General features: G+C 74.6%; 20 protein-coding genes. 8 read left to right on the plus strand and 12 right to left on the minus strand.

Annotated elements, in window-relative coordinates:
- Positions 1-701 (minus strand): carbon-nitrogen family hydrolase (locus VR44_RS09605; RefSeq protein WP_045946991.1); only part of this gene is annotated, 701 nt, incomplete at its 3' end.
- A 139-nt stretch (positions 702-840) separates the two neighbouring features.
- On the opposite strand from VR44_RS09605, the gene VR44_RS09610 reads away from it, so the two are divergent.
- Positions 841-1,668: a maleylpyruvate isomerase family mycothiol-dependent enzyme gene (locus tag VR44_RS09610; RefSeq protein WP_045946992.1), complete on the plus strand. Its 828-nt coding sequence runs from the start codon at positions 841-843 to the stop codon at positions 1,666-1,668.
- Here VR44_RS09610 and VR44_RS09615 read toward each other — a convergent pair.
- Positions 1,658-3,016, minus strand: a complete 1,359-nt coding sequence (locus tag VR44_RS09615) for an MFS transporter (protein WP_245691655.1) — start codon at positions 3,014-3,016, stop codon at positions 1,658-1,660. The genes VR44_RS09610 and VR44_RS09615 overlap by 11 nt on opposite strands.
- Positions 3,013-3,678, minus strand: coding sequence for a GntR family transcriptional regulator (locus VR44_RS09620; protein ID WP_045947006.1), 666 nt, complete (start codon positions 3,676-3,678; stop codon positions 3,013-3,015). The genes VR44_RS09615 and VR44_RS09620 overlap by 4 nt, the downstream gene beginning before the upstream one ends.
- Before the next feature lie 163 nt (positions 3,679-3,841).
- On the opposite strand from VR44_RS09620, the gene VR44_RS09625 reads away from it, so the two are divergent.
- Positions 3,842-5,017, plus strand: coding sequence for a DUF418 domain-containing protein (locus VR44_RS09625; protein ID WP_045946993.1), 1,176 nt, complete (start codon positions 3,842-3,844; stop codon positions 5,015-5,017).
- Here VR44_RS09625 and VR44_RS09630 read toward each other — a convergent pair.
- From VR44_RS09630 to VR44_RS09640, 3 genes are all read right to left on the minus strand, one after another.
- Positions 5,001-5,342, minus strand: coding sequence for a protease inhibitor I42 family protein (locus tag VR44_RS09630; RefSeq protein WP_045946994.1), 342 nt, complete (start codon positions 5,340-5,342; stop codon positions 5,001-5,003). The two genes, VR44_RS09625 and VR44_RS09630, sit on opposite strands and share 17 nt — an antisense overlap.
- Positions 5,343-5,357: 15 nt before the next feature.
- Positions 5,358-7,241 (minus strand): C1 family peptidase, encoded by a 1,884-nt coding sequence (locus VR44_RS09635; RefSeq protein WP_045947007.1) that lies wholly within the window; start codon positions 7,239-7,241, stop codon positions 5,358-5,360.
- A 169-nt stretch (positions 7,242-7,410) separates the two neighbouring features.
- Positions 7,411-8,625, minus strand: a complete 1,215-nt coding sequence (locus VR44_RS09640; RefSeq protein ID WP_045946995.1) for an FAD-dependent monooxygenase — start codon at positions 8,623-8,625, stop codon at positions 7,411-7,413.
- A gap of 144 nt (positions 8,626-8,769) precedes the next feature.
- Here VR44_RS09640 and VR44_RS09645 point away from each other — a divergent pair, with 144 nt between their 5' ends.
- A complete protein-coding gene (locus VR44_RS09645) occupies positions 8,770-9,081 on the plus strand; it encodes an antibiotic biosynthesis monooxygenase family protein (protein WP_045946996.1) in 312 nt (103 codons plus the stop codon).
- Positions 9,082-9,133: 52 nt separating this feature from the next.
- Positions 9,134-9,829 (plus strand): hypothetical protein, encoded by a 696-nt coding sequence (locus tag VR44_RS09650; RefSeq protein WP_045946997.1) that lies wholly within the window; start codon positions 9,134-9,136, stop codon positions 9,827-9,829.
- Between the two features lie 228 nt (positions 9,830-10,057).
- Here VR44_RS09650 and VR44_RS09655 read toward each other — a convergent pair whose 3' ends face one another.
- Positions 10,058-10,318: a glutaredoxin domain-containing protein gene (locus VR44_RS09655; protein WP_094191531.1), complete on the minus strand. Its 261-nt coding sequence runs from the start codon at positions 10,316-10,318 to the stop codon at positions 10,058-10,060.
- Between the two features lie 147 nt (positions 10,319-10,465).
- Between VR44_RS09655 and VR44_RS09660 the strand changes: the two genes are divergently transcribed.
- From VR44_RS09660 to VR44_RS09670, 3 genes are all read left to right on the plus strand, one after another.
- Entirely contained in the window at positions 10,466-11,671 is a 1,206-nt protein-coding gene (locus tag VR44_RS09660; protein ID WP_045946998.1) for a DUF1266 domain-containing protein, read from the plus strand.
- 73 nt (positions 11,672-11,744) lie between these two features.
- Positions 11,745-12,158 (plus strand): PPOX class F420-dependent oxidoreductase, encoded by a 414-nt coding sequence (locus tag VR44_RS09665; RefSeq protein WP_045946999.1) that lies wholly within the window; start codon positions 11,745-11,747, stop codon positions 12,156-12,158.
- Positions 12,159-12,297: 139 nt separating this feature from the next.
- Complete coding sequence (locus VR44_RS09670) at positions 12,298-13,443, plus strand: Vgb family protein (RefSeq protein WP_063778906.1); 1,146 nt, start codon at positions 12,298-12,300, stop codon at positions 13,441-13,443.
- Between the two features lie 10 nt (positions 13,444-13,453).
- On the opposite strand, the gene VR44_RS09675 is transcribed toward VR44_RS09670, so the two are convergent.
- On the minus strand, positions 13,454-14,869 hold the full coding sequence (locus VR44_RS09675; RefSeq protein ID WP_045947000.1) for a DHA2 family efflux MFS transporter permease subunit: 1,416 nt from the start codon (positions 14,867-14,869) through the stop codon (positions 13,454-13,456).
- Positions 14,870-15,051: 182 nt separating this feature from the next.
- Between VR44_RS09675 and VR44_RS09680 the strand changes: the two genes are divergently transcribed.
- A complete protein-coding gene (locus VR44_RS09680) occupies positions 15,052-15,744 on the plus strand; it encodes a TetR/AcrR family transcriptional regulator C-terminal domain-containing protein (RefSeq protein ID WP_045947001.1) in 693 nt (230 codons plus the stop codon).
- A 7-nt stretch (positions 15,745-15,751) separates the two neighbouring features.
- Here VR44_RS09680 and VR44_RS09685 read toward each other — a convergent pair whose 3' ends face one another.
- The 4 genes from VR44_RS09685 to VR44_RS09700 form a co-directional block, all read right to left on the minus strand.
- Positions 15,752-16,303, minus strand: coding sequence for a YcxB family protein (locus tag VR44_RS09685; protein ID WP_045947002.1), 552 nt, complete (start codon positions 16,301-16,303; stop codon positions 15,752-15,754).
- Positions 16,304-16,356: 53 nt separating this feature from the next.
- Entirely contained in the window at positions 16,357-17,121 is a 765-nt protein-coding gene (locus VR44_RS09690) for a hypothetical protein (protein ID WP_045947003.1), read from the minus strand.
- 18 nt (positions 17,122-17,139) lie between these two features.
- Positions 17,140-18,138, minus strand: a complete 999-nt coding sequence (locus tag VR44_RS09695) for a GNAT family N-acetyltransferase (RefSeq protein ID WP_045947010.1) — start codon at positions 18,136-18,138, stop codon at positions 17,140-17,142.
- A gap of 94 nt (positions 18,139-18,232) precedes the next feature.
- On the minus strand, positions 18,233-18,923 hold a 691-nt coding region (locus tag VR44_RS09700), incomplete at its 5' end, for a dihydrolipoamide acetyltransferase family protein (RefSeq protein WP_045947004.1).

Below are 18,923 nucleotides of genomic sequence, written 5' to 3' on the forward strand. Positions count from 1 at the left end.
ATCAGGACGGTCTCGCCCGGGCCCGCCTCCGCCAGGACCTCGCCCCAGGGGTCCACCACCAGGCTGTGCCCGGACTGCTCGACGCCCGCGTGGGTGCCGGCCGTCGCGCAGGCCAGGACGTACGCCTGGTCCTCCACCGCCCGGGCCCGGTTGAGCAGGGTCCAGTGCTCGCGCCGTCGGGCGGGCCAGCCGGCCGAGACGACCATCGTCGTGGCGCCCGCGTCGACCAGGCCGCGGAACAGCTCGGGGAAGCGCAGGTCGTAGCAGGTGGCGAGGCCCAGGGTCTGCTCCGGGAGGGACACCGTGGTCAGGGAGTCGCCGGCGGACATCAGCACGGCCTCGCCCTGGTCGAAGCCGAAGCGGTGGATCTTGCGGTAGGTCGCGGCGAGCTCGCCCGCCGGGGAGAGCACGAGCGCGGTGTTGTAGAGCGAGCCGTCGCCCGCGCGCTCCACGACCGAGCCGGCGTGCAGCCAGACCCCGGCATCGCGCGCGGCCTTGGACATGGCCTCGTACGTCGGCCCGTCCAGCGGCTCGGCCTCCGTCTCGAACTGCTCGTAGGCGAAGGCGCCGACCGTCCACAGTTCGGGCAGCACGACGAGGTCGGAGTCGCCCTGTTCCCTGACGAGTTCGGCGGCCCTGGACCGCCGGGAGGCCACCGACTCTCCGTCGGTCACCGCGATTTGGATCAGCGAGGCGCGCACAGTACCACCGTCCTGGCATGTCAGCCGGTCAACTCAAGGCCTACGATCGTCACACGAAAGCGCTGTCGGGGTGCTCATCGGCAGCGTAGTTTTGGGAATAGTCCACAACGCGCCACTGAACAGCCAGCGAGGGGTCCCGTTGACCGTCCATCCCAGTCTTGAGCCCTACGTCGACGCGTGGACACACTCGATCGAGGCGATAACCGAGCTGGTCCTCCCCCTGACGGAGGGCCAGTGGAACCTGCCGACGCCGTGCCCGGGCTGGTCCGTGCGCGACGTCGTCTCGCACATCATCGGCCTGGAGCTGGAGCAGCTCGGCGATCCGCGGCCGATCCACACGCTGCCGCGCGACCTGCGGCACGTGGTGGACGAGTTCACCCGCTACATGGAGGTTCCGGTTGACGTCCGCCGGCACCACACCGCCCTTGAGATGACCTCCGAGCTGGAGTACACCGTCATCCGACGCCAGCGCCAGTTCCGCAACGACAAGCGGGACCCGGCCACGACGCTCGTGCGCGGACCGAAGGGCGACCAGATCCCGCTGGAACTCTCGATGCGGCTGCGGGCGTTCGACGTGTGGATCCACGAGCAGGACCTGCGGGCGGCGCTGGGCGTTCCGGGCAACTGGGACGCCCCGGGGGCGCATGTGGCGCGGGACATCCTGCTGTCCGGGCTGCCGAAGGTGGTCGCGAAGGGGGCGGGCGCGCCGCCGAACACGGCGGTGGTGCTGGACGTGCACGGCCCGCTGGAGTTCCTGCGGACGGTACGGGTGGACGCGGCGGGCCGGGCCACCCTGGACCCGACACCCTCGCTGGGCCCGGCGGTGTCGCTGTCGCTGGACTGGGAGACGTACGTGCGCCTGGCGGCGGGACGGGTGCGGCCGCGGACGGTCGCGGACCGGGTGAAGGTGGACGGCGACGCGGAGCTGGCGGAGGCGATCCTGGCGAACTTCGCCGTCACGCCGTAGTCGTGGGCGCGGCGGCGGGGGCGGCAGGAGCGGCAGGGACGTTCGCCGCGAGCGTGCGTTCCCGCTCCCGCTCCCGTTCCCGTTCCCGTTCCTGCTCGCGTGCGAGGGCCTTCGGGCGGAGGCGGAGGATCTGGCTGAGGCCCAGGAGTTCCACGACGAACACCGAGGCGAAGGCGATCCGGTAGTCGTCCCCGGTGGCGTCCAGCAGGACGCCGACCGCCAGCAGGGTGGTCATCGAGGCGAGGAACCCGCCCATGTTGGTGATCCCGGACGCGGTGCCCTGCCGTTCGGCGGGGTTGGCGGGGCGGGCGAAGTCGAAGCCGATCATCGAGGCCGGCCCGCAGGTGCCCAGCACCACGCACAGGGTGGCCAGCAGCCACATCGGGGCGCGGTCGCCCGGGTACAGCAGGACGGAGGCCCACAGCAGCGCGGTGACGCCGACCGTGCCCAGGGCCAGCGGCAGCCGCGCGGCCGGCCGGCGGCCGATGACCTGGCCGTAGACCAGGCCCCAGCCCATGTTCGCGGCGACGATCAGGGTGAGCAGTCCGGCGGCGGTCGTCCGGTCCAGGCCCTGCGCCTCGACCAGGAACGGCATGCCCCAGAGCAGCAGGAACACCATCGCCGGGAACTGTGTCGTGAAGTGCACCCACAGGCCCAGGCGGGTGCCGGGCTCCCGCCAGGAATCGCGTATCTGGCGGCGTACGAAGCCCCCGCCGCCGGAGGCCGCGGGCGGCAGGGCGTGGCCCTCGGGGTGGTCGCGCAGGAACAGGGTGAGCGGGACCAGGACGACCAGCCCGGCCACCGCGCTGCCCGCGAAGGCCGGCACCCAGCCGGCGCCGTGCAGGACGGGCGCCAGGACGAGCGTGGAGACGAGGTTGCCCGCCATGCCGACCAGCCCGGCCAGCTGCGCCATGAGCGGCCCGCGCCGGGCGGGGAACCAACGGGTGCCCAGGCGCAGGACGGAGATGAAGGTCATCGCGTCGCCGCAGCCCAGCAGGGCGCGGGCGGCCAGCGCCATCGCGTAGGTCGGCGAGAGCGCGAAGCCGATCTGCCCGGCGGTGAAGAGGAGGGCGCCCAGGGTCAGCACCTTCTTGGTGCCGAGGCGGTCCACCATCAGCCCGACCGGGACCTGCATGCCCGCGTAGACCAGCAGTTGGAGGAGGGAGAACGTCGACAGGGCGGAGGCGTTCACGTGGAACCGGTCGGCGGCCTCCAGCCCGGCCACGCCCAGGCTGGTCCGGAAGATCACGGCGACGAAGTAGACGGCGACGCCGATGGACCAGACGGCCACGGCCCGCCGCCCGCCGGGCGGGTCCTGGACGGCCGCCGGGTTGCCCGGGGCGCTCATCGGTCCGCCCCCCGCACCAGCGCCTCGACCCGCCCGATGTGCCCGCGTACGGCGGCCGCGGCGGCCTCCCGGTCCCCGGCGCGCAGCGCGTCCAGGATCTCGGCGTGCTCGGCGAGGGTGCGCTCCACCCGGTCGGGGTGGGCGTGCAGCAGGGCCACGCCCATGCGCAGCTGGCGGTCGCGGAGCTGGTCGTAGAGGCGGGAGAGGATCTGGTTCCCGGCGTTGCGGACGATCTCGGCGTGGAAGCAGCGGTCGGCGGCCATCATCTCCGCGAGGTCCCCGGCAGCCGCGTGGCGCCGCAGCTCCGCCAGCAGATCCGTGAGCCGCTCCAGCAGGGCGGGCGGGGCGGGGACGGCCCTGCGGACGGTGAACTCCTCCACCAGCAGCCGGGTTTCCACCACGTCGGCGATCTCCTGCGCGGAGACCGGCAGTACCAGCGCGCCCTTCTTCGGGTACAGCTTCAGCAGCCCCTCGGTCTCCAGCCGCAGCAGCGCCTCGCGCACCGGGGTCCGGGAGACGCCGACGGCCACGGCGAGCTCGCCCTCGGTGAGGAGCACCCCGCCCTCGTAACGGCGGTCGAGCACCCCCTGCTTGACGTGCCGGTAGACGCGTTCGGCGGCGGTGGGGGCCTGGATGGCGGGCGGCGTGGCGGCGGCTGGCATGCGCACAGGATAGATACGTGAGGGATACACACGCCCTCCCGTCCAGGATGTGGACCTCGGCCGTGCTGCGGAGCGCGTGCGCCCGCCGCTCCGCCGAAGGATGTAGCGCGGCTTCGTCCGGCGGCAGGACGTGACGGGCCCGGCCCGCCGGGAGGCTGGGGTGATGGCCCACACCACCCTCGTCGCCCCCGGCGTGACCACGACCCGGCTCCCGCTCCTCGACGTCCTGCGCGGCGCCGCCATCCTCGGCACGCTCATGACCAACGTCTGGATCTTCACCTCCCCCGGCTCGGAGTGGAGCGTGGCCCAGGGCGGTCTCCACGTGCCCGACCCGCTCGCGGACCCCTCGGCCGCCACCTCCGCCGAGGCACTCTTCCGCTTCCTCGCCGACGGGAAGTTCCTCTCCCTCCTGACCGTGCTGTTCGGGGTGGGTCTGGCCATCCAGTACGACTCCGCCGCCCGCCGGGGCGAGCGGTGGCCCGGCCGCTACCCGCGGCGGGCCCTGTTCCTCTTCCTGGAGGGGACCCTCCACTTCGTCCTCCTCTTCGCCTGGGACGTGCTGATGGGGTACGCCGTCACCGCCCTGCTGACGGCCTGGCTGCTGGCCCGCTCCGAGAGGGTGCGGCGGGTGGTCATGTGGGTCGCGGGCGGACTCCACCTGACCCTGATCGGCCTGGTCACCCTCGGCGGCCTGCTCACCCCCGACCCCGGACCGCGGACGCCCGACCCGGAGGCGGTCCGGCTGTACGCGCACGGCGGGTGGGCCGAGCAGATCGGCTTCCGGCTCGACCACGCCCTCGCCCTGCGCGTCGAGCCCGTCTTCACCTTCGGCCTGCTGGTCTTCCTCTTCCTCCTCGGTGTCCGCCTGTACCGGGCCGGCGCCTTCGCCCCGACCGCCGCCGGGCGCCGGATCCGGGCCCGGCTGGCCGCCTGGGGGCTCGGCCTCGGCCTGCCGCTCGGCGCGGCCGCGGCCCTCGGCGGCGACGACTTCTTCCTCCTCGGCCGCTACGTCCTCGCCCCGCTGATCGCCCTCGGCTACGCCGGGCTGATCGGCTGGGCCCTGGACCGCGGCGCCGTCCCCGGGGCCCGCGCCCTGGCCTCCGTCGGGCGCACCGCCCTGTCCTGCTACGTCGGCCAGAACCTGCTGTGCGTGCTGCTCTGCTACGGGATCGGGTTCGGCCTCGCCGAGCGGATGGCCGGCTCCGGGCCCTGGTGGGTGATGGGCCTGTGGGCGGCGGTGTCGCTGAGCCTGGTGGCCGCGTCGGGGCTGTGGCTGCGCCGCTTCGACCGGGGTCCGCTGGAGGCCCTCCAGCACCGGGTGCTCAGGCCCCGCCGGTGACGGCCCGGCGGGCCCCGGCGGCGTCCACCACCTCCACGTCCAGCACGAACTCGTCGTACGGGGCCTCCTGCGGGTAGGGCGGCCGGACCTGCGCGAACCGGATCCGGGCCCGGCCGCCCGGGCTCCGGCCGAGGACCTCGTACGTCCGCTCCACCGCCTCCCCGGGCAGCAGCCGCGCCGCCGGCCCGGACCCGGTCTCGCGCACGGCGACGGCGTCGGCGTTCCCGGAGACCTGCCAGGTCCACACGTACCCGCGGGCCCCGCGGCCGGCCAGCCGCAGCGCGTACGCCTCTCCGGCGCCCAGGACGATCCGGCGCACCTCCACCGCGGACCTCCTCCCTCAGGCCGGGCCGATGACCGCCCCCTCGTGCCAGCCCGCGCCGTCGCGCCAGTAGTGCTGGAGCAGGCGGTCGGTGCGCAGGACGACGAGTTCCAGGTTGAACCCGAAGCTGCCCTGCAGCATCCCGGTGACGGCCAGCACGTCGTGCCCGAACACGGCGCCGCGCGCCCAGGGCGTCCCGGCGGCGTTGCCCCGCCACCAGTGTTCGATCCGCCCGCCGGCGACGGCCACGCACAGCTCGTAGTTCCCCGCGGTGTCCTCGTCCGCCGCCCCGTACTGGCCCTCGATCAGGCAGGGCGCGGAGACGGCCCCGCTGCCGAACACCTCCCCGGCCTTCCAGGCGAAGCCGTTCGGGTCGTCGCGCCACCACAGCTGCATCCGGCCGTCGGTGCGGGCGGCGACCAGGTCGAGGGTGCGGGCGCGGGTCTGGACGAGGGCGGGGCCGTAGTGGGCGATGCCGGAGCCGAAGCGGCCGCCGTCGTTCCAGGTCCAGGGGGCGCCGTTGATCCGCCACCAGTGGTTGAGGCGGCCGTCGGCGGTGCGGACGACCACCTCGAAGTTGCCCGGCTTGCCGTAGTCGCTCTGGATGAACGCGGGCGTGGAGCCGACGGCGGCGTCCCCGGGCCCGAAGGCGCCGCCGTCGCGCCAGACGCCGACGGCCTGCTCGTAGTACCAGTGGCGGAGCCGGCCGCCGGTGGTGACGTGCAGGGACTCCATGTTCCGGTTGTAGGTGGTGCCGGTGAAGGCGGGCTGCCCGGAGGCGTCGCCGGCGAAGGTCTGGGCGCGGGCCCAGCCGAACGGCGCGTCGCCCTCGCGCCACCAGTGCCGGAGCCGGCCGCCGCCGGCGGTCGCGGCCATCTCGAAGTTGCGGTGGGCCCGGCCGTTGCCGCTCTCGTAGACGCTGCCGGTGTGCAGGCGGCGCTTGGTCCAGGGGTCGATGTTGGTGCCGCGCAGACCGCACTTGGCCCAGTAGTCGATGTTGACCTCGCCGTACGCGATCCGGCCGTAGCCGCCGACGTGGTAGCCGGTGCCCCAGGAGTTCTTGAACAGCCAGCAGCCGGCCGCGTCGTCGTAGCCGACCACCAGTACGCAGTGCCCGCCGGCGAGCCGGTCACTGGTGCGGTGGTACACCCCCGCGCCCAGCCCGAAGAAGTCGTCGTACACGTCGAAGCAGGCGGTCAGCGGCCCGACCGTGTCCAGCCAGACCTTCTGCTGCTCGACGTCGCCGAGACGTACGTAGTCGGTGATCCGGACGGTCCGCCCCGACCGGTCCCAGCTGGGCGTGTACTCGGCCCGCCAGGCGTCGCGCCGCTCGGCGGGCAGGCCGGGGGGCGGGGTGCTGTACGGCCAGCAATCCGGGTCGGCGAGGCCGCCGTTGTCCCTGATCCAGTCCAGGGCGGTCTCCGGGTTGCCGCCCTGCCCGCAGGTGGACTTGAGCCCGTCGTGGACGTCCCCCTCGGAGCGCGGCGCCCATACGTCGTGCTCGATCCGGGCCATCGACTCGACCAGCCCGGCCGCCCCGAACGCCCAGCAGGACCCGCACGGGTTCTGGTCCTTGACCCTGGTCAGCCAGGGCCACCCCCAGCGGCTGCGCCAGTCCACCGCCGCGGGCCGCCCGGGCCCCGCGACCGTCCCCGGCAGCAGCCCGTGGGCGGCCCTGCGCCGGGTCAGCGCCGGGTTGCCGCTCTCCCTCCCCACGAGCGCCCGCAGATCGACCGCCCCCGCCTCGGCGGCGGGCGTCAGGTTCAGCCCCGGCTCCAGACCGAGGGCGGGCCTCGGCACGGGGTCCTCGTCGGCGAGGTGCTCGCTGACCGACCACCGCGCCCCGTGCTCCAGGAGCTGCGCCCGCAGCTCCCCCACCGTCTGGACAGACTCCTCCGGCATACCGGCCCCCAGCTGCACTCGGTTGTGAGCCCGGGGAGCGTCTCCCTGCCACGGGAGCCCGTCAAGGGGGTCCGGGCGGTCGCGCGGACGCACGGGGGTCGTACGGTTCGGGGCCCCCGGACCGCCGCCAGGAGGACACGGCCCGTCCCTGCGGGGACGTGGCCCGCCTCTACGAGGACATGGCCTGCCCGCCGATCCCCGCGGCCCCCGCCAGCTGCCCCTGCCACCACGCCGCCACCTCGTCGGCGCTCATCCGCGCCCACACCGGCGTCTCCTCCACCTGCGCCCGCCCCAGCCGCCGCGCCAGCGCGACCAGCTCGCGCCCGGCCCCGCCCCGCGCCGCCTGGTAGGCGGCGACGAGCTCCTCCCAGGACCCCGCCCCCGCCCAGGCCGCACCGAAGGCGGTGGCGTCCTGGAGGGCCTTCGCCGCCCCGCTCGTGTTGTGCGGCCGCACCACGCTCGCGGCGTCACCGGCCAGCAGCAGCCGCCCCGCCGCGGCGGGCTCCGTCACCAGGTCGTAGATGGGCTGCACGAAGGTGTCCGCGGGCGCCGTCAGCGCCAGCGCCCGCCCCCAGTACTCGGGGAACTCCCGCTCCAGCAACGCCCCGAGGTGCCCGGCGAGTTCCTCGCCCAGCGCCCCGGGCGGGAAGCTCGTCGGATCGTCGAACCGCAGCCCCGCCCCCGCCGGAGGCGCCGCGTACAGCACCCAGTTCACCCGCGGCCCGTCCGGCCCGGGGATCCGGTAGATCACACAACTCCCGCCGGGGAAGCACACGGTGGTCACGGCCTCGGGATACGAGTCCGCCCCGTCGAGCCCCTCCAGCAGCGCGGCGTCGAAGTTCCCCCGCCAGCACACGTACCCGGCGTAGTGCGGGGCCGCCCCCGGACTCACCGCCTCCCGCACCACCGACCGGTACCCGTCGGCACCGACGACCAGGTCGAACCGCTCACGGCCGCCACCGGCGAACCGCACCCCGGCCGCGCCCCCGGCCGCGTCCACCCCCTCGACGGCCACGCCCTGCCGGTAGTCCACCACCCCCGGGACCGCCTCCCGCAGCCCCCGCCACAGCAGCCCCCAGTGGTACGAGTGGAACGGGAACGGCTGCTCCCAGATGAGCCGCCCCCCGGCCCCCGCCGCGGCGTCCCGCACCACCCAACGGCGCCGCTCCAGCCGGTGCGCCGGGATCCCGGCCGGCAGCGCCCCGGCGGCCACCAGCTCGGCGGCCCGGTCGTCGTGCACGCACAGCCCGACCCCCCGGTCCGCGAGCCGCCCCCCGGTCCGCTCCAGCACGACGACCTCCCCGGCCCCCGCCCGCACCGCCGCCGAGGCGAACGCACACCCTGCGATGCTCCCGCCGACCACCGCGACCGTCCCACCGCGCATAACACCCTCCACCCACCGCCGAGTTGTCCGACCGGCCAGCCTACTGACGCGCACGCCCCGCACCGGTGCGACGCAGCGGATCCGGCCAGGGCGCCGACCCGGCGGGGCGCGCGTAGCGTGGAGAGGGGCGAGGAGATGAGGACCATGACCGGACAGGTGTTGAGCGAGGTCAGCGGGGTCGTCGCCGCCGACCGCGCGGCCGGGCTCGTCGCGGCCTACCGGGAGCTCGTGACCCACCCGCTGCCCGACGGGCTGGTACGGACGGAGCTGCTGGCCGGACCGGACGGCCACTGGCGCATCCAGACCCTCTGGCGGGACCGGGCGGCCCTGGAAGCCGTCCGCGCCACCCCGGGCGGCGCCCCGGCCCCCCGCCTCCTCCGCGACGCGGGCGCCGACCCCACCCTGACGGCCTTCGAGGTCAAGGTCCACCTCACGGCCCAGGTCGGCCCCACCTGACCCGTCTCACCCCCCGGACCCGGCAGTGGCCGGGCCGCCCTAGGGTCGGGCCATGGGCGGACCCGGTGAGCTGCACGACAACGACAACAGCAACGACGACAGCGGCGACGACGCGCTCGCGGCCCGCTGCGGGGCGATGACCCCGGACCAGCGACGGCACACGGCCCTGCTGGCGCTGTGGCGGCTGCGGGCGCCCCTGTTGGCACTCGGGACGGACCCCGGGTGGGGGATCCACCGCACGGCCGTGGAGCGGGTCTTCGAGGCGATGCTCTCCGCCCCCGGGGCGGTGGCCTGGGCGGAGGCGACGGCCGGCCTCGCCCCGTTCCTCGCGGACCCCCCGGAGGGCGAGCCGGCCGGAACGGTCGCCGAGGTCCAGCTGGAGGTCCTGGCCGAAGTGACGGCGTGGCGCCCGTCGGGGGACCCGGGCCCGGAAGCGACGGAGCGGATCGTCCGTCTCCCCCGGGACCTGTCCCGCTCGCTCGACCAGGCCACCGGGGAATCCCTCTGGGACCACCCGGCCCGGCGCGCCCACGCCTGGTACCTCGCGGCCCCGCCCACCGGCGGGACCGGCTACCACACGGCCCGCAACCTCTCCGTCGAGACCGCCTGCCACGACCTCGTGGCGACGCTGCCTCCGGGCGCGCCCCTACCCGGGACCCCCGCCGGCGAGGAGGCGCTCGCGCTCTGCGAGGCGTTCAGCGCCGAACTCGCCGCGACCCTGGCCTGGCACGAAAACCTGGGGCGCTGACTCCCTCCGGCCCGTAGGGTGCTCGCCGCGCCGAGCCAGGGGGAGACCGTGAAACCGCCGCTGGTCTGCCTGCGCCGCACCAACCGCCCCGGGGAAACCCGATGGCTCCGAGAGCCTTTCGGCGACGAGACTGCGCCGCCTACTTCACGAAGCTCCGGACCATGGCCCGGGTCGCGGCGGCGCCCTACCTCCCCACCCGACCTGACCCACGCCGAGGGCCCTGACGGTTCAGGCGGCGAGGGCCTGCCTGACCTCGGCGAGGCTCGGGTTGGTCAGGACCGATTCCGTGCCGGACGGGGAGACGACGCGGACCGTGGGGACCGTCTCGTTGCCGTCGTTGACGCTGCGGACGAAGGCCGCCGCGTCCGGGTCGCGCCAGATGTTGACGGGGCGGTACCGGGTGCCGGTGACGCGGAGCTGGGTCCACAGCTTCATGCAGAAGACACAGCCGGGGCGCCAGTACACGGTTATCTCGCCGTTGCCGCTCAACACGTCCTCGCAAACTCCGCCCACGCGGTGTCGGTGACCTGGATGACCGGGCCACAGTAGCTCCGGGGAGCAGCTCCGATGACGTCCTGGTGCGGCCTGCCGGGGCCCGTCCCGGGGGCTCGCGGGGCGCCCGTATAGGGTCCCGGTGTGGACGAGTGGACGGCGCCGAGCGTGATCGAGCGCGAGCTGTACGGGGCGAAGGCTCGCGGCGACTGGGGCGCCTACATGGACGCCCTCGCCCGGGCCGAGCTGTTCCTCCCGCAGCCCCGGGCGCAGATCGACGCCGATCCCGCCGCCGCCCGGTTCCACCCCGACGCCGCCAACACCCTCGCCGTCTACACCCGCGGCATGCTCCCCGCCCCCGACGCCCACACCGTCTACCTCCGCCAGAGCCTCGCCTGGTTCGCCAACGCCTGGGACCACCGGGACCCCTCCCACCTCGCCGTGAACCCCGGCAGCCCCGTCGAGGCCTACCTCACCACCACCCCCGCCGACCTCGCCCGCTGGCGCGCGCACTGGGACGCCGCCGACTCCTGGGGGCTGGCCCCCGGCGCCGTGCACGCCCTGCACACCGGGGGCCCGCTGCACGGCCCGGTGGCCCGCGGACTGGCCGTCGGGGCGCATCTGGCCGTCTCGAACGGGGAGTTCTGGAACGCCCTCGCCTACCACGGCAACGGCTACACCCGCGAGCGCGAGCGCCTGCGCACGATGTGGGAGATCGACGACGCCGCCGGCTGGTTCGCCGTGCTCCAGCGGATGCTGAACGCCGAGATCGTCAGCCCCGTCTGGGAGTTCGCCCTCCGCGTCCGCCGCGTCCTCGCCTCCGACTTCGCCGGCCCGGTCGACGTCGAGCACTGGCGCCACGCCGCCGAGGTCAGCCTGCGCCGCAGCGCCGAACTGGCCGCCCAGCCCCGCCTCACCCCCGACGGGGTGACCGTCGCCGAGCCGCGCCCCGCCGCCGAGGTCGAGGGCGAGATCGCCGGGGTCCGGCGGCTCATCGGCCGGATCACCCGCTACGAGCAGCGCTTCCGCGCCGACGGGCTGCTCCCGGCCGGCGGCTGGGTCCGCTCGGTCGAGGGGTGGGACTACGGGCGGGCCTCCCAGATGGCCCGCTGGGGCGTCGCCTGCCGCTACGGCACCGTCCAGGACGCCGAGCGCGCGGTGCTCCGCGCGGGCCGGCAGGCCCTGGGGGCGTACCGCTCGTGGGCGGAGTTCTCCGCCGGGTACGCGCTCGCGCGGTGCCTGCACTTCGACGAGGAGGAGTTCGGCAGCTGGTACGAGTCCTCCCTCGCCACCCACCTGACGCTGACCACCGACCCGGCCAGCCCCTTCCTCAACATCCCGTGGGAGTGAGCGACTTCGGGTAGTAGACGGATGTTGCGGCATACGCGCGCGAGGAGATCGCGGCGCAACTAGCCTCGGGCGCATGACGATTGTGCTGAACGACACCGTGCGGCAGCTGCTCGACTCCCCGCACCCCGCCGTGCTCTCCACCCTCAACCCCGACGGCAGTCCGCAGAGTTCCGTGGTCTGGGTGATCCGCGAAGGCGACGACCTGCTGGTCTCCACCGAGCGCGGCCGCCGCAAGGAGCGGAACCTCGTCCGGGACGGGCGGGTCGGGCTGACCGTGTTCGACCTGGCGAACCCCTACCTGTACGCCGAGATCCGCGGCACCGCCACCATCAGCGAGGACACCGGCCGGGCCGTCGCCGTACGGATCGCCGAGCAGTACCTGGGGCCGGGCGCCGGCAAGGAGTACGGGGACGCCTCCGACGGGGCCGTACGGGTCGTCGTGCGGATCACCCCCTCCAAGGTGCTCGGCAACGCCGCCAAGGCGTAGGCCGGCCGGCGGGCGGCGCGCTACGGCAGGCGGGCGGTTCACGGGCGAGCCGTGCGGGCGGTGGGGACGGACCTGGAGCGGAATCTGATATTCCGATCCATGCCGCCCGCCCGCCGCCCACCGAGAGGGGCCCCGGCCCATGCCGCTCACGCCGCTGATCCGACGACGCCTGCGCAGACTGCTCACCGCGTCCCTGGGGGCGCTCCTCGCCTTCGCCGCCGCCACCGCCCCGGCCCATGCCGGGACGGCGCAGGTGGGGGACGTGACCGAGTTCCCGCTGACCACCCCCGACAGCTTCCCCGCCGGCCTCACGGCGGGCCCCGACCGGGCGGTGTGGGTCGCCGAGTCCGGGGTCAACCGGATCGCCCGCGTCACGCACGGCGGCGCCGTCACCGAGTACCCGCTGCCGACCCCCGACAGCTTCCCCCAGGGCATCACCCAGGGCCCCGGCCGCGCCCTGTGGTTCACCGAGGGCCTGGGCGACAGGATCGGCCGGATCACGGCGAAGGGGCGGATCACCGAGTTCGCCCTGCCCGGTCCGGACCGCTTCCCGACGGGCATCACGGTCGGCGGCGACCGCGCCCTGTGGTTCACCGAGCCGGGGACGAACTCGATCGGACGGATGACGGCCGACGGCAAGGTGACCGAGTACCCCGTCCCCACGCCGGACAGCGTCCCGTACTACATCACCACCGCGGCCGACGGCTCCCTGTGGTTCACCGAACTGTTCGCCGGCAAGATCGCCCGGATCAGCCTGGCCGGGCGGATCACCGAGTACCCGCTGGGGAACGACTCCTCGTACCCCGCCGGCATCGCGGCTGGACCCGGCGGGGTGTGGTTCGCCGCGAGCGGGCTGAACGCGGTCGGGCGGATCACCTCACGGGGTGACGTCAAGCTCTTCCCCGTGCCCGTCCCCGACTTCCAGGTCTACGACATCACCCGCGGCCCGGACGGTCACATGTGGTACACCGAGCAGGCCGGCCGCATCGGCCGGGTCAGCCGAAACGGTGCGATCACCGAGTACACGGTCCCCGGCGGGGCGGACAAGGTCCCCTTCAACATCGCCACCGGCCCGGACCGGAACATCTGGTTCAGCGAGCTGCTTGCGAGCTCCGTCGGCCGCGTCCAGGCCCACCCGGGCCGGGACTCCGGCCCCACGACGCTCCCGGCGCCGGTGCCCCAGCCCGCCCCCGCGAAGCACGCGGGCCCCACGGCCCGCCGCACCCTCCACCTCGCCCCCGGCCTGCACCGGCTGCTCCGTACGAAGGGCCTGGTACGCCGGTGACCCGCCCGCCCTACCGCCGCCCCCGCCGGCCCGGCAGCCGCAGGGCCGGGAGCAGGGACAGGGCCAGGAGGCCCGCCGCGACCGCGTAGGCGGTGCGGAAGCCGGCCGGGGTGGTGCCCGTCGCGCCCAGCACCACCGAGGTCAGGGCCGTCCCGACCGAGGCGCACAGCTGGGAGTTGATGCTGAGGGCCGTGCTCGCCGCCGCCATGCGGGCGGCGGGCAGGTCCCGGCCGGCTGTGGTCATCGTCGGCATCAGCACCATCCCGGCGCCGATGCCCATCACCATCAGCGAGCCCACCACCTGCCACCCCGGCACCCCCGGGGTGCCGGTCCGCAGGCCGGCGAGCAGCATGCCGAGGGCCGCCACCGCCACCCCGGCGGGGACGAGCCTGCGCGGGGCGACCTCGTCCACGCGCCGCGAGGCGATCTGCATGGTCGTCCCGACGACGAGCCCGACGGGCGCCACCAGCAGGCCCGCCGCGCTCGCGCTCAGCCCGCGCGCCTGCTGCCAGTACACCGGGGCCAGCAGCATCGAGCCGAAGTAGCCGCAGGTGAACGGGGCGAGCGTGCCGATGGCGGCGGCGAAGGTCCGGTCGCACAGCAGCCGCAGGTCGAGCAGGGGCTCCGGCACGCGCAGCGCGCGCCGTACGAAGGCCGCGACCAGGACGGCCCCGCCCAGCAGGGGCGCCAGCACCCCGGGGGAGAGGAACCTGCCGCTCTCGCCGCCCCGGGACAGGCCGTACAGGAGCAGCGCGAGGCCCGGGGAGAGGCTCAGCAGCCCCGGGAGGTCGAGCCGCGGCGAAGCTGCCGCGCCCAGGGGGGAATCCGGGCGCAGCAGCTTCGCCGCGAGTATCAGGGCGGCCGCTCCGACGGGCAGGTTGACCAGGAAGATCCACTGCCAGGAGGCGGTGTCGACGAGCCAGCCCCCGAGGACCGGCCCCGCCACCGGGCCGACGAGCACGGGGAGCCCCAGCAGGGCCATGGCCCGCCCGAGCCGGTCGCGGTCGGCGGCCCGCATCACCATCGTCATGCCGACCGGCATCAGCAGCCCGCCGCCCAGCCCCTGGACGGCGCGGAAGGCGATCAGGCTGCCGGCGCTCCACGCGCAGGCCGCGAGCAGGGAGCCGAGGGTGAACAGGGACAGGGCCGTGAGGTAGGTGCGTTTGGCGCCGATCCGGCCCATCGCCCAGGCCGCCGCCGGGATGACGGCCGCCAGGGCCAGGGTGTACGCGGTGGCGGTCCACTGGATGGTTTCCAGCGGGGACCCGAAGGACTCGGAGAGCCTGTCGAGCGCCACGTTGACGATCGTCATGTCGAGGACCGACATGACGGCGCCGGTGATCACGACGGCGAGGATGCGCCCGAGCTGCCCGGGCGCGGGCCCTAACGCCGCGGGGGAGTCCTCGGCGGTGGGTGCGGTCGGCATCGTGCGACGTCCCTCCCTCAGAAAACAGACCAGGCAGTTTGTTTCTAGAAACAGACCGCGTGGTTGGTTTTCAGAACCGGACCAGACGGTTGGTTTTCACGGCCTTCCGGTAAAGTACAACGACCGTTGTAATCCGCACAACGGCCGTTGTAGAGGGTGACTCAAGAGCCGCTGGAGGCGTGATGGACGGGCAGGACCCGGGCCGCGTACCGGACGGGACGGCGGACGCGCCGCCGTCACCCCGGAAGCTGGCCAGGCGGATCGCCCTCGCCCGCGCCGCCTGCACGGTCTTCGGCCGCGAGGGGTACGCACGCGCCTCCGTCGACGCCCTCGCCGCCGCGGCCGGAGTCTCGACGCGGACGCTCTACAACCACTTCCCCGGCGGCAAGTCGGAGCTCTTCCGGGCCGTCGTCACCTGGAGCTCGGGCGAGGTGCGGGACGCGCACGTGGCCATCGTGCGCGCCCGGCTGGACCCCGGGCGCCCGCCCCGCCCGGACGACCTGGAGCGGGACCTGGCCGCCGTCGCCCGGGCGCTGATCGACGTGATGGTGGAGCACCCCGACCACTTCGCGCTCGTGCGCCACATCCACGCCGAGGCCGACCACGTGCCGCCCGAGGTGCTGGCCGCCTGGAAGGCGGCGGGCCCCGGCCCGGTCGCCGACGCCCTCGCCGGAGGCCTGGCGGGCCTGGAACGGGCCGGACTGCTCGACCTGCACGGCGACGCGGAGCTGGCCGCCGCCCACTTCACGGCGCTGACGTCCACCGCCGTGGCCCAGCTCTCCCACTACGGGGTCCTGCCCCTGTCGGAGGCACAGACCGACCGTCTCGTCCGCGGCGGCGCCGCCGCCTTCCTGCGCGCCTACCGGGCCCGCTGAGGGTCCGTCACAGCCGCTTCAGGTTCCGGTCGAGGACGGCCCGCACCCGGTCGACGTCGGCCGGGTCCTGCGCGCCGCGCTTGGGGAGGGCGAAGAAGATGCCGGTCCGCTTCGTCATGACCACGAACAGGGTGTCCGTCTCGAAGTACCAGGGGAACACCCGCCATTCGATGGTGCTGCTCAGCTCCCCGCCGGTGGTGGTCAGGCCCTCCTCGGTGACCGTCGTCCGGCAGGTCCCGTACTCCTCCATGTCCTGGTACTGCTCGCGCGCCTTGCGGGCGCCGACGCGGGGGACGATCACGCACATCGCCAGGGTCACGGCGACCAGGACGAAGGCCGTCTGGTTCTCCGAGAAGCGCCGCAGCCAGGAGAGCAGGCTCCCCAGCCCGATGCCCACGAAGGGCCCGGTCATGAGGTTGCCCCGGCCCGGCCAGGTCCCGAAGTTGAAGCGCCAGAACGCCGTCCGGTAGTCCTCCGGAGTGGGGTCGTACACGAACTCGATGGTGCCGCCGGTACTGCCGGTGCTGCTGGTGCTGCTGGTGTCCCCGCCTGTCTGCATGGGAGCGGAGCGTATACGAGCCACCCTGGCCGGAAAAGGGCCCCCGAAGTACTTCAGGGCAGCTGCCGGCCCACCTGTGACCAGGTCTCCAGCGCCTGGGCGAGGGGGTCCCCCGGTGCCAGGTACGGCCGGGCCGCGCCCGCCCACCGCAGGAGGTTCTTGATCCGCCTCAGGTGCAGGATCCGCTCCCGCGGCAGCGCCCGCCAGTCCCGGGCCCGCGCCGCCGCCTCCGCCGGGGTGAGGTCGATCAGTGCGAGCGCCTCCCGGCCCAGGGCGGCCGGGTCACCGCCCGGCCCCGGCCCGAACTCCCGCAGCAGGTAGGCCCGTACGGAGGCCAGCTCGATCCCCCGGAGCAGGTCGGACGCCCCCTCCGCGGCCGCGCAGCGGTGGGCCGCCGCCAGGGCCACCCGGCCCCAGCGCAGCCGTGTCCCGTCCGGCAGCCGCTCGTTCTGCATCCCCCCGATGGCCAGGGAGCGCAGCGTCCGCGGCCGGGGTTCGTCCGTGAGCGGGGGGCCGGTGTCCAGCCAGGCCTCCAGTTCCGCGAGGCCGTGCCCGTCGGGCGGTACGGAGGTCAGCACCTGGCCCCGGATGAGCAGGGCGACCACCGCCCCGGCGAGGCGGACCCGGGCGGTGTGGCCGGCGCCGAAGGAGTCGACGGCCTGCCCGTGCCGCTCCGCCCCGCGCAGCCAGACCCGCGACTCCCCGGCCGCGTACACCTGCCCGGAGCGGGCGGTGCCGCCGACGCACCGGACGAGGCACACCCCGCCGGTGACGTCGGCCTCCTCGACGGAATACACCTGCAACTCGGCGATGGACATGGCCGGGAGGCTACCGCCTCAGCCGGCGGGCGGGGCCTCCAGGACGAGACGGATGCCCGTCACCTCGTAGCCGGCCCGGTCGAAGGCGGCGGCCATGGGGAGGTTGACGGTGTCGGTGGTCGCCGTGACCCGTCCGGCGCCCTCGGAGGCGTGGAAGCGGGTGATCTCGGCGAGCACCTCGTCGATCAGGCCCCGGCCGCGCTGTTCGGGGACCACGCCCAGGTAGCCGACGTTGCGGTGGTACGGGGTGGCGGAGGGGACGGCCACGCCCGCGAGGGTGCCGTCGGGCAGGTGCGCGAGCCGCCACCAGGAGCGTTCGCCGGGGCAGTCGCGGTAGAACTCGAAGTCCTCGCGGGCGAGTTCCTCCTCCGTCAGCGACTCCAGCTCGTACCGGGTGGCCAGGTCGAGGCTGCCGCGCGAGATCCGGGCGAAGACGTCGAGGAACTCCTCGTCGGTCCCCTCGCGGAAGACGAGCCTCCCGGTGGGCGCCGCGGTCCCGGCCGCTGGGGGTCCCCCCAGCGGTAGCCGGGGGAGGGTCCACTCGTACCGCAGTCGCTCGATCTCCCGGGTCAGTCCGGCCCGCGCCGCGGCCTCCCGCCGCCAGGCGACCGCCCCGGCGAGGGCGGGGTCGTCGCGCCAGCCGCGGGGCAGGGAGAGGTGGTGGCCGGGGCGCCTGCCGAAGGCGGCGTGACCGGCCCCCAGCAGGGCGGCGGCCAGGGCGGCCGGGTCGGCGACGCCGGGGGCGACCTGGAGGCAGTCGAGCGTGACCGGCCGCTCGCTGTCGGCGCGGCCCCACCACAGGGCGCGGGCCAGCGGCCGCCCGTCCCCGTCCTCGGCGAACCAGGTCCACTCGGGCCGGAAGCGGTGCTCCGCGAACTCCTCCCGGATCCGGTCGGCGGACGGGCCGGCGACCGGGCCACCAGCGGGGAAGGCCAGGGCACGGTCGAGGGCGGTGGGGCCTGCGGTGGCGGCCGGGCCCGCGGTGGCGGGGTCTGCGATGGCGGCGCGGAATCTCATCATCGCCCCGATGATCACCCCGGGAACGGAGCACCGGCGAGCGGTTTTCCGCCGGATCGGAAAACGGGCCACCGGCGGTGTGGCGGCTGCGCCCCTACGACCAGGTGACCAGCCGGCGCGGGTGCTCCAGGACCGCGGCGATGTCCGCGAGGAACTTGGAGCCCAGCTCACCGTCGATCAGGCGGTGGTCGAACGACAGGGCCAGCGTGGTGACCTGGCGCGGCTTCACCTTGCCCTTGTGGACCCACGGCTGCAGCTTGATCGCGCCGACCGCGAGGATCGCGGACTCGCCGGGGTTCAGGATGGGCGTACCGGTGTCGACGCCGAAGACGCCGACGTTGGTGATGGTGATGGTGCCGTTCTGCATGTCGGACGGGGAGGTCTTGCCCTCGCGGGCCGTGGCCACCAGGTCCGACAGGGAGGCCGACAGCTCCGCGAGGGTCTTGGCGTGGGCGTCCTTGATGTTCGGGACGATCAGGCCGCGCGGGGTGGCCGCCGCGATGCCCAGGTTGACGTAGTGCTTGAGCACGATCTCCTGGGCCGCCTCGTCCCAGGACGCGTTGACGTCCGGGTTGCGGCGGATGGCGACGAGGACCGCCTTGGCGATCAGGAGCAGCGGGTTGATCCGGAGCCCCGCGAGGTCCGGGTCGTCCTTGAGCTCCTGGACCAGCTTCATCGTCCGGGTCACGTCGAGGGTGATGAACTCCGTGACGTGCGGGGCGGTGAAGGCGGAGCCGACCATGGCCTGGGCGGTGACCTTGCGGACGCCCTTGACCGGGATACGG

It is taken from the genome of Streptomyces katrae (assembly GCF_000966975.1).
Classification (GTDB): domain Bacteria; phylum Actinomycetota; class Actinomycetes; order Streptomycetales; family Streptomycetaceae; genus Streptomyces; species Streptomyces katrae.

Bases quoted from the DNA above. Each gene is read 5' to 3' on its own strand.
- VR44_RS09615 (WP_245691655.1), bottom strand. From the start codon at position 3,016: ATGAGCGCCCCGGGCAACCCGGCGGCCGTCCAGGACCCGCCCGGCGGG.
- VR44_RS09620 (WP_045947006.1), bottom strand. From the start codon at position 3,678: ATGCCAGCCGCCGCCACGCCGCCCGCCATCCAGGCCCCCACCGCCGCC.
- VR44_RS09625 (WP_045946993.1), top strand. From the start codon at position 3,842: ATGGCCCACACCACCCTCGTCGCCCCCGGCGTGACCACGACCCGGCTC.
- VR44_RS09635 (WP_045947007.1), bottom strand. From the start codon at position 7,241: ATGCCGGAGGAGTCTGTCCAGACGGTGGGGGAGCTGCGGGCGCAGCTC.
- VR44_RS09640 (WP_045946995.1), bottom strand. From the start codon at position 8,625: ATGCGCGGTGGGACGGTCGCGGTGGTCGGCGGGAGCATCGCAGGGTGT.
- VR44_RS09645 (WP_045946996.1), top strand. From the start codon at position 8,770: ATGACCGGACAGGTGTTGAGCGAGGTCAGCGGGGTCGTCGCCGCCGAC.
- VR44_RS09650 (WP_045946997.1), top strand. From the start codon at position 9,134: ATGGGCGGACCCGGTGAGCTGCACGACAACGACAACAGCAACGACGAC.
- VR44_RS09665 (WP_045946999.1), top strand. From the start codon at position 11,745: ATGACGATTGTGCTGAACGACACCGTGCGGCAGCTGCTCGACTCCCCG.
- VR44_RS09670 (WP_063778906.1), top strand. From the start codon at position 12,298: ATGCCGCTCACGCCGCTGATCCGACGACGCCTGCGCAGACTGCTCACC.
- VR44_RS09675 (WP_045947000.1), bottom strand. From the start codon at position 14,869: ATGCCGACCGCACCCACCGCCGAGGACTCCCCCGCGGCGTTAGGGCCC.
- VR44_RS09680 (WP_045947001.1), top strand. From the start codon at position 15,052: ATGGACGGGCAGGACCCGGGCCGCGTACCGGACGGGACGGCGGACGCG.
- VR44_RS09685 (WP_045947002.1), bottom strand. From the start codon at position 16,303: ATGCAGACAGGCGGGGACACCAGCAGCACCAGCAGCACCGGCAGTACC.
- VR44_RS09690 (WP_045947003.1), bottom strand. From the start codon at position 17,121: ATGTCCATCGCCGAGTTGCAGGTGTATTCCGTCGAGGAGGCCGACGTC.
- VR44_RS09695 (WP_045947010.1), bottom strand. From the start codon at position 18,138: ATGAGATTCCGCGCCGCCATCGCAGACCCCGCCACCGCGGGCCCGGCC.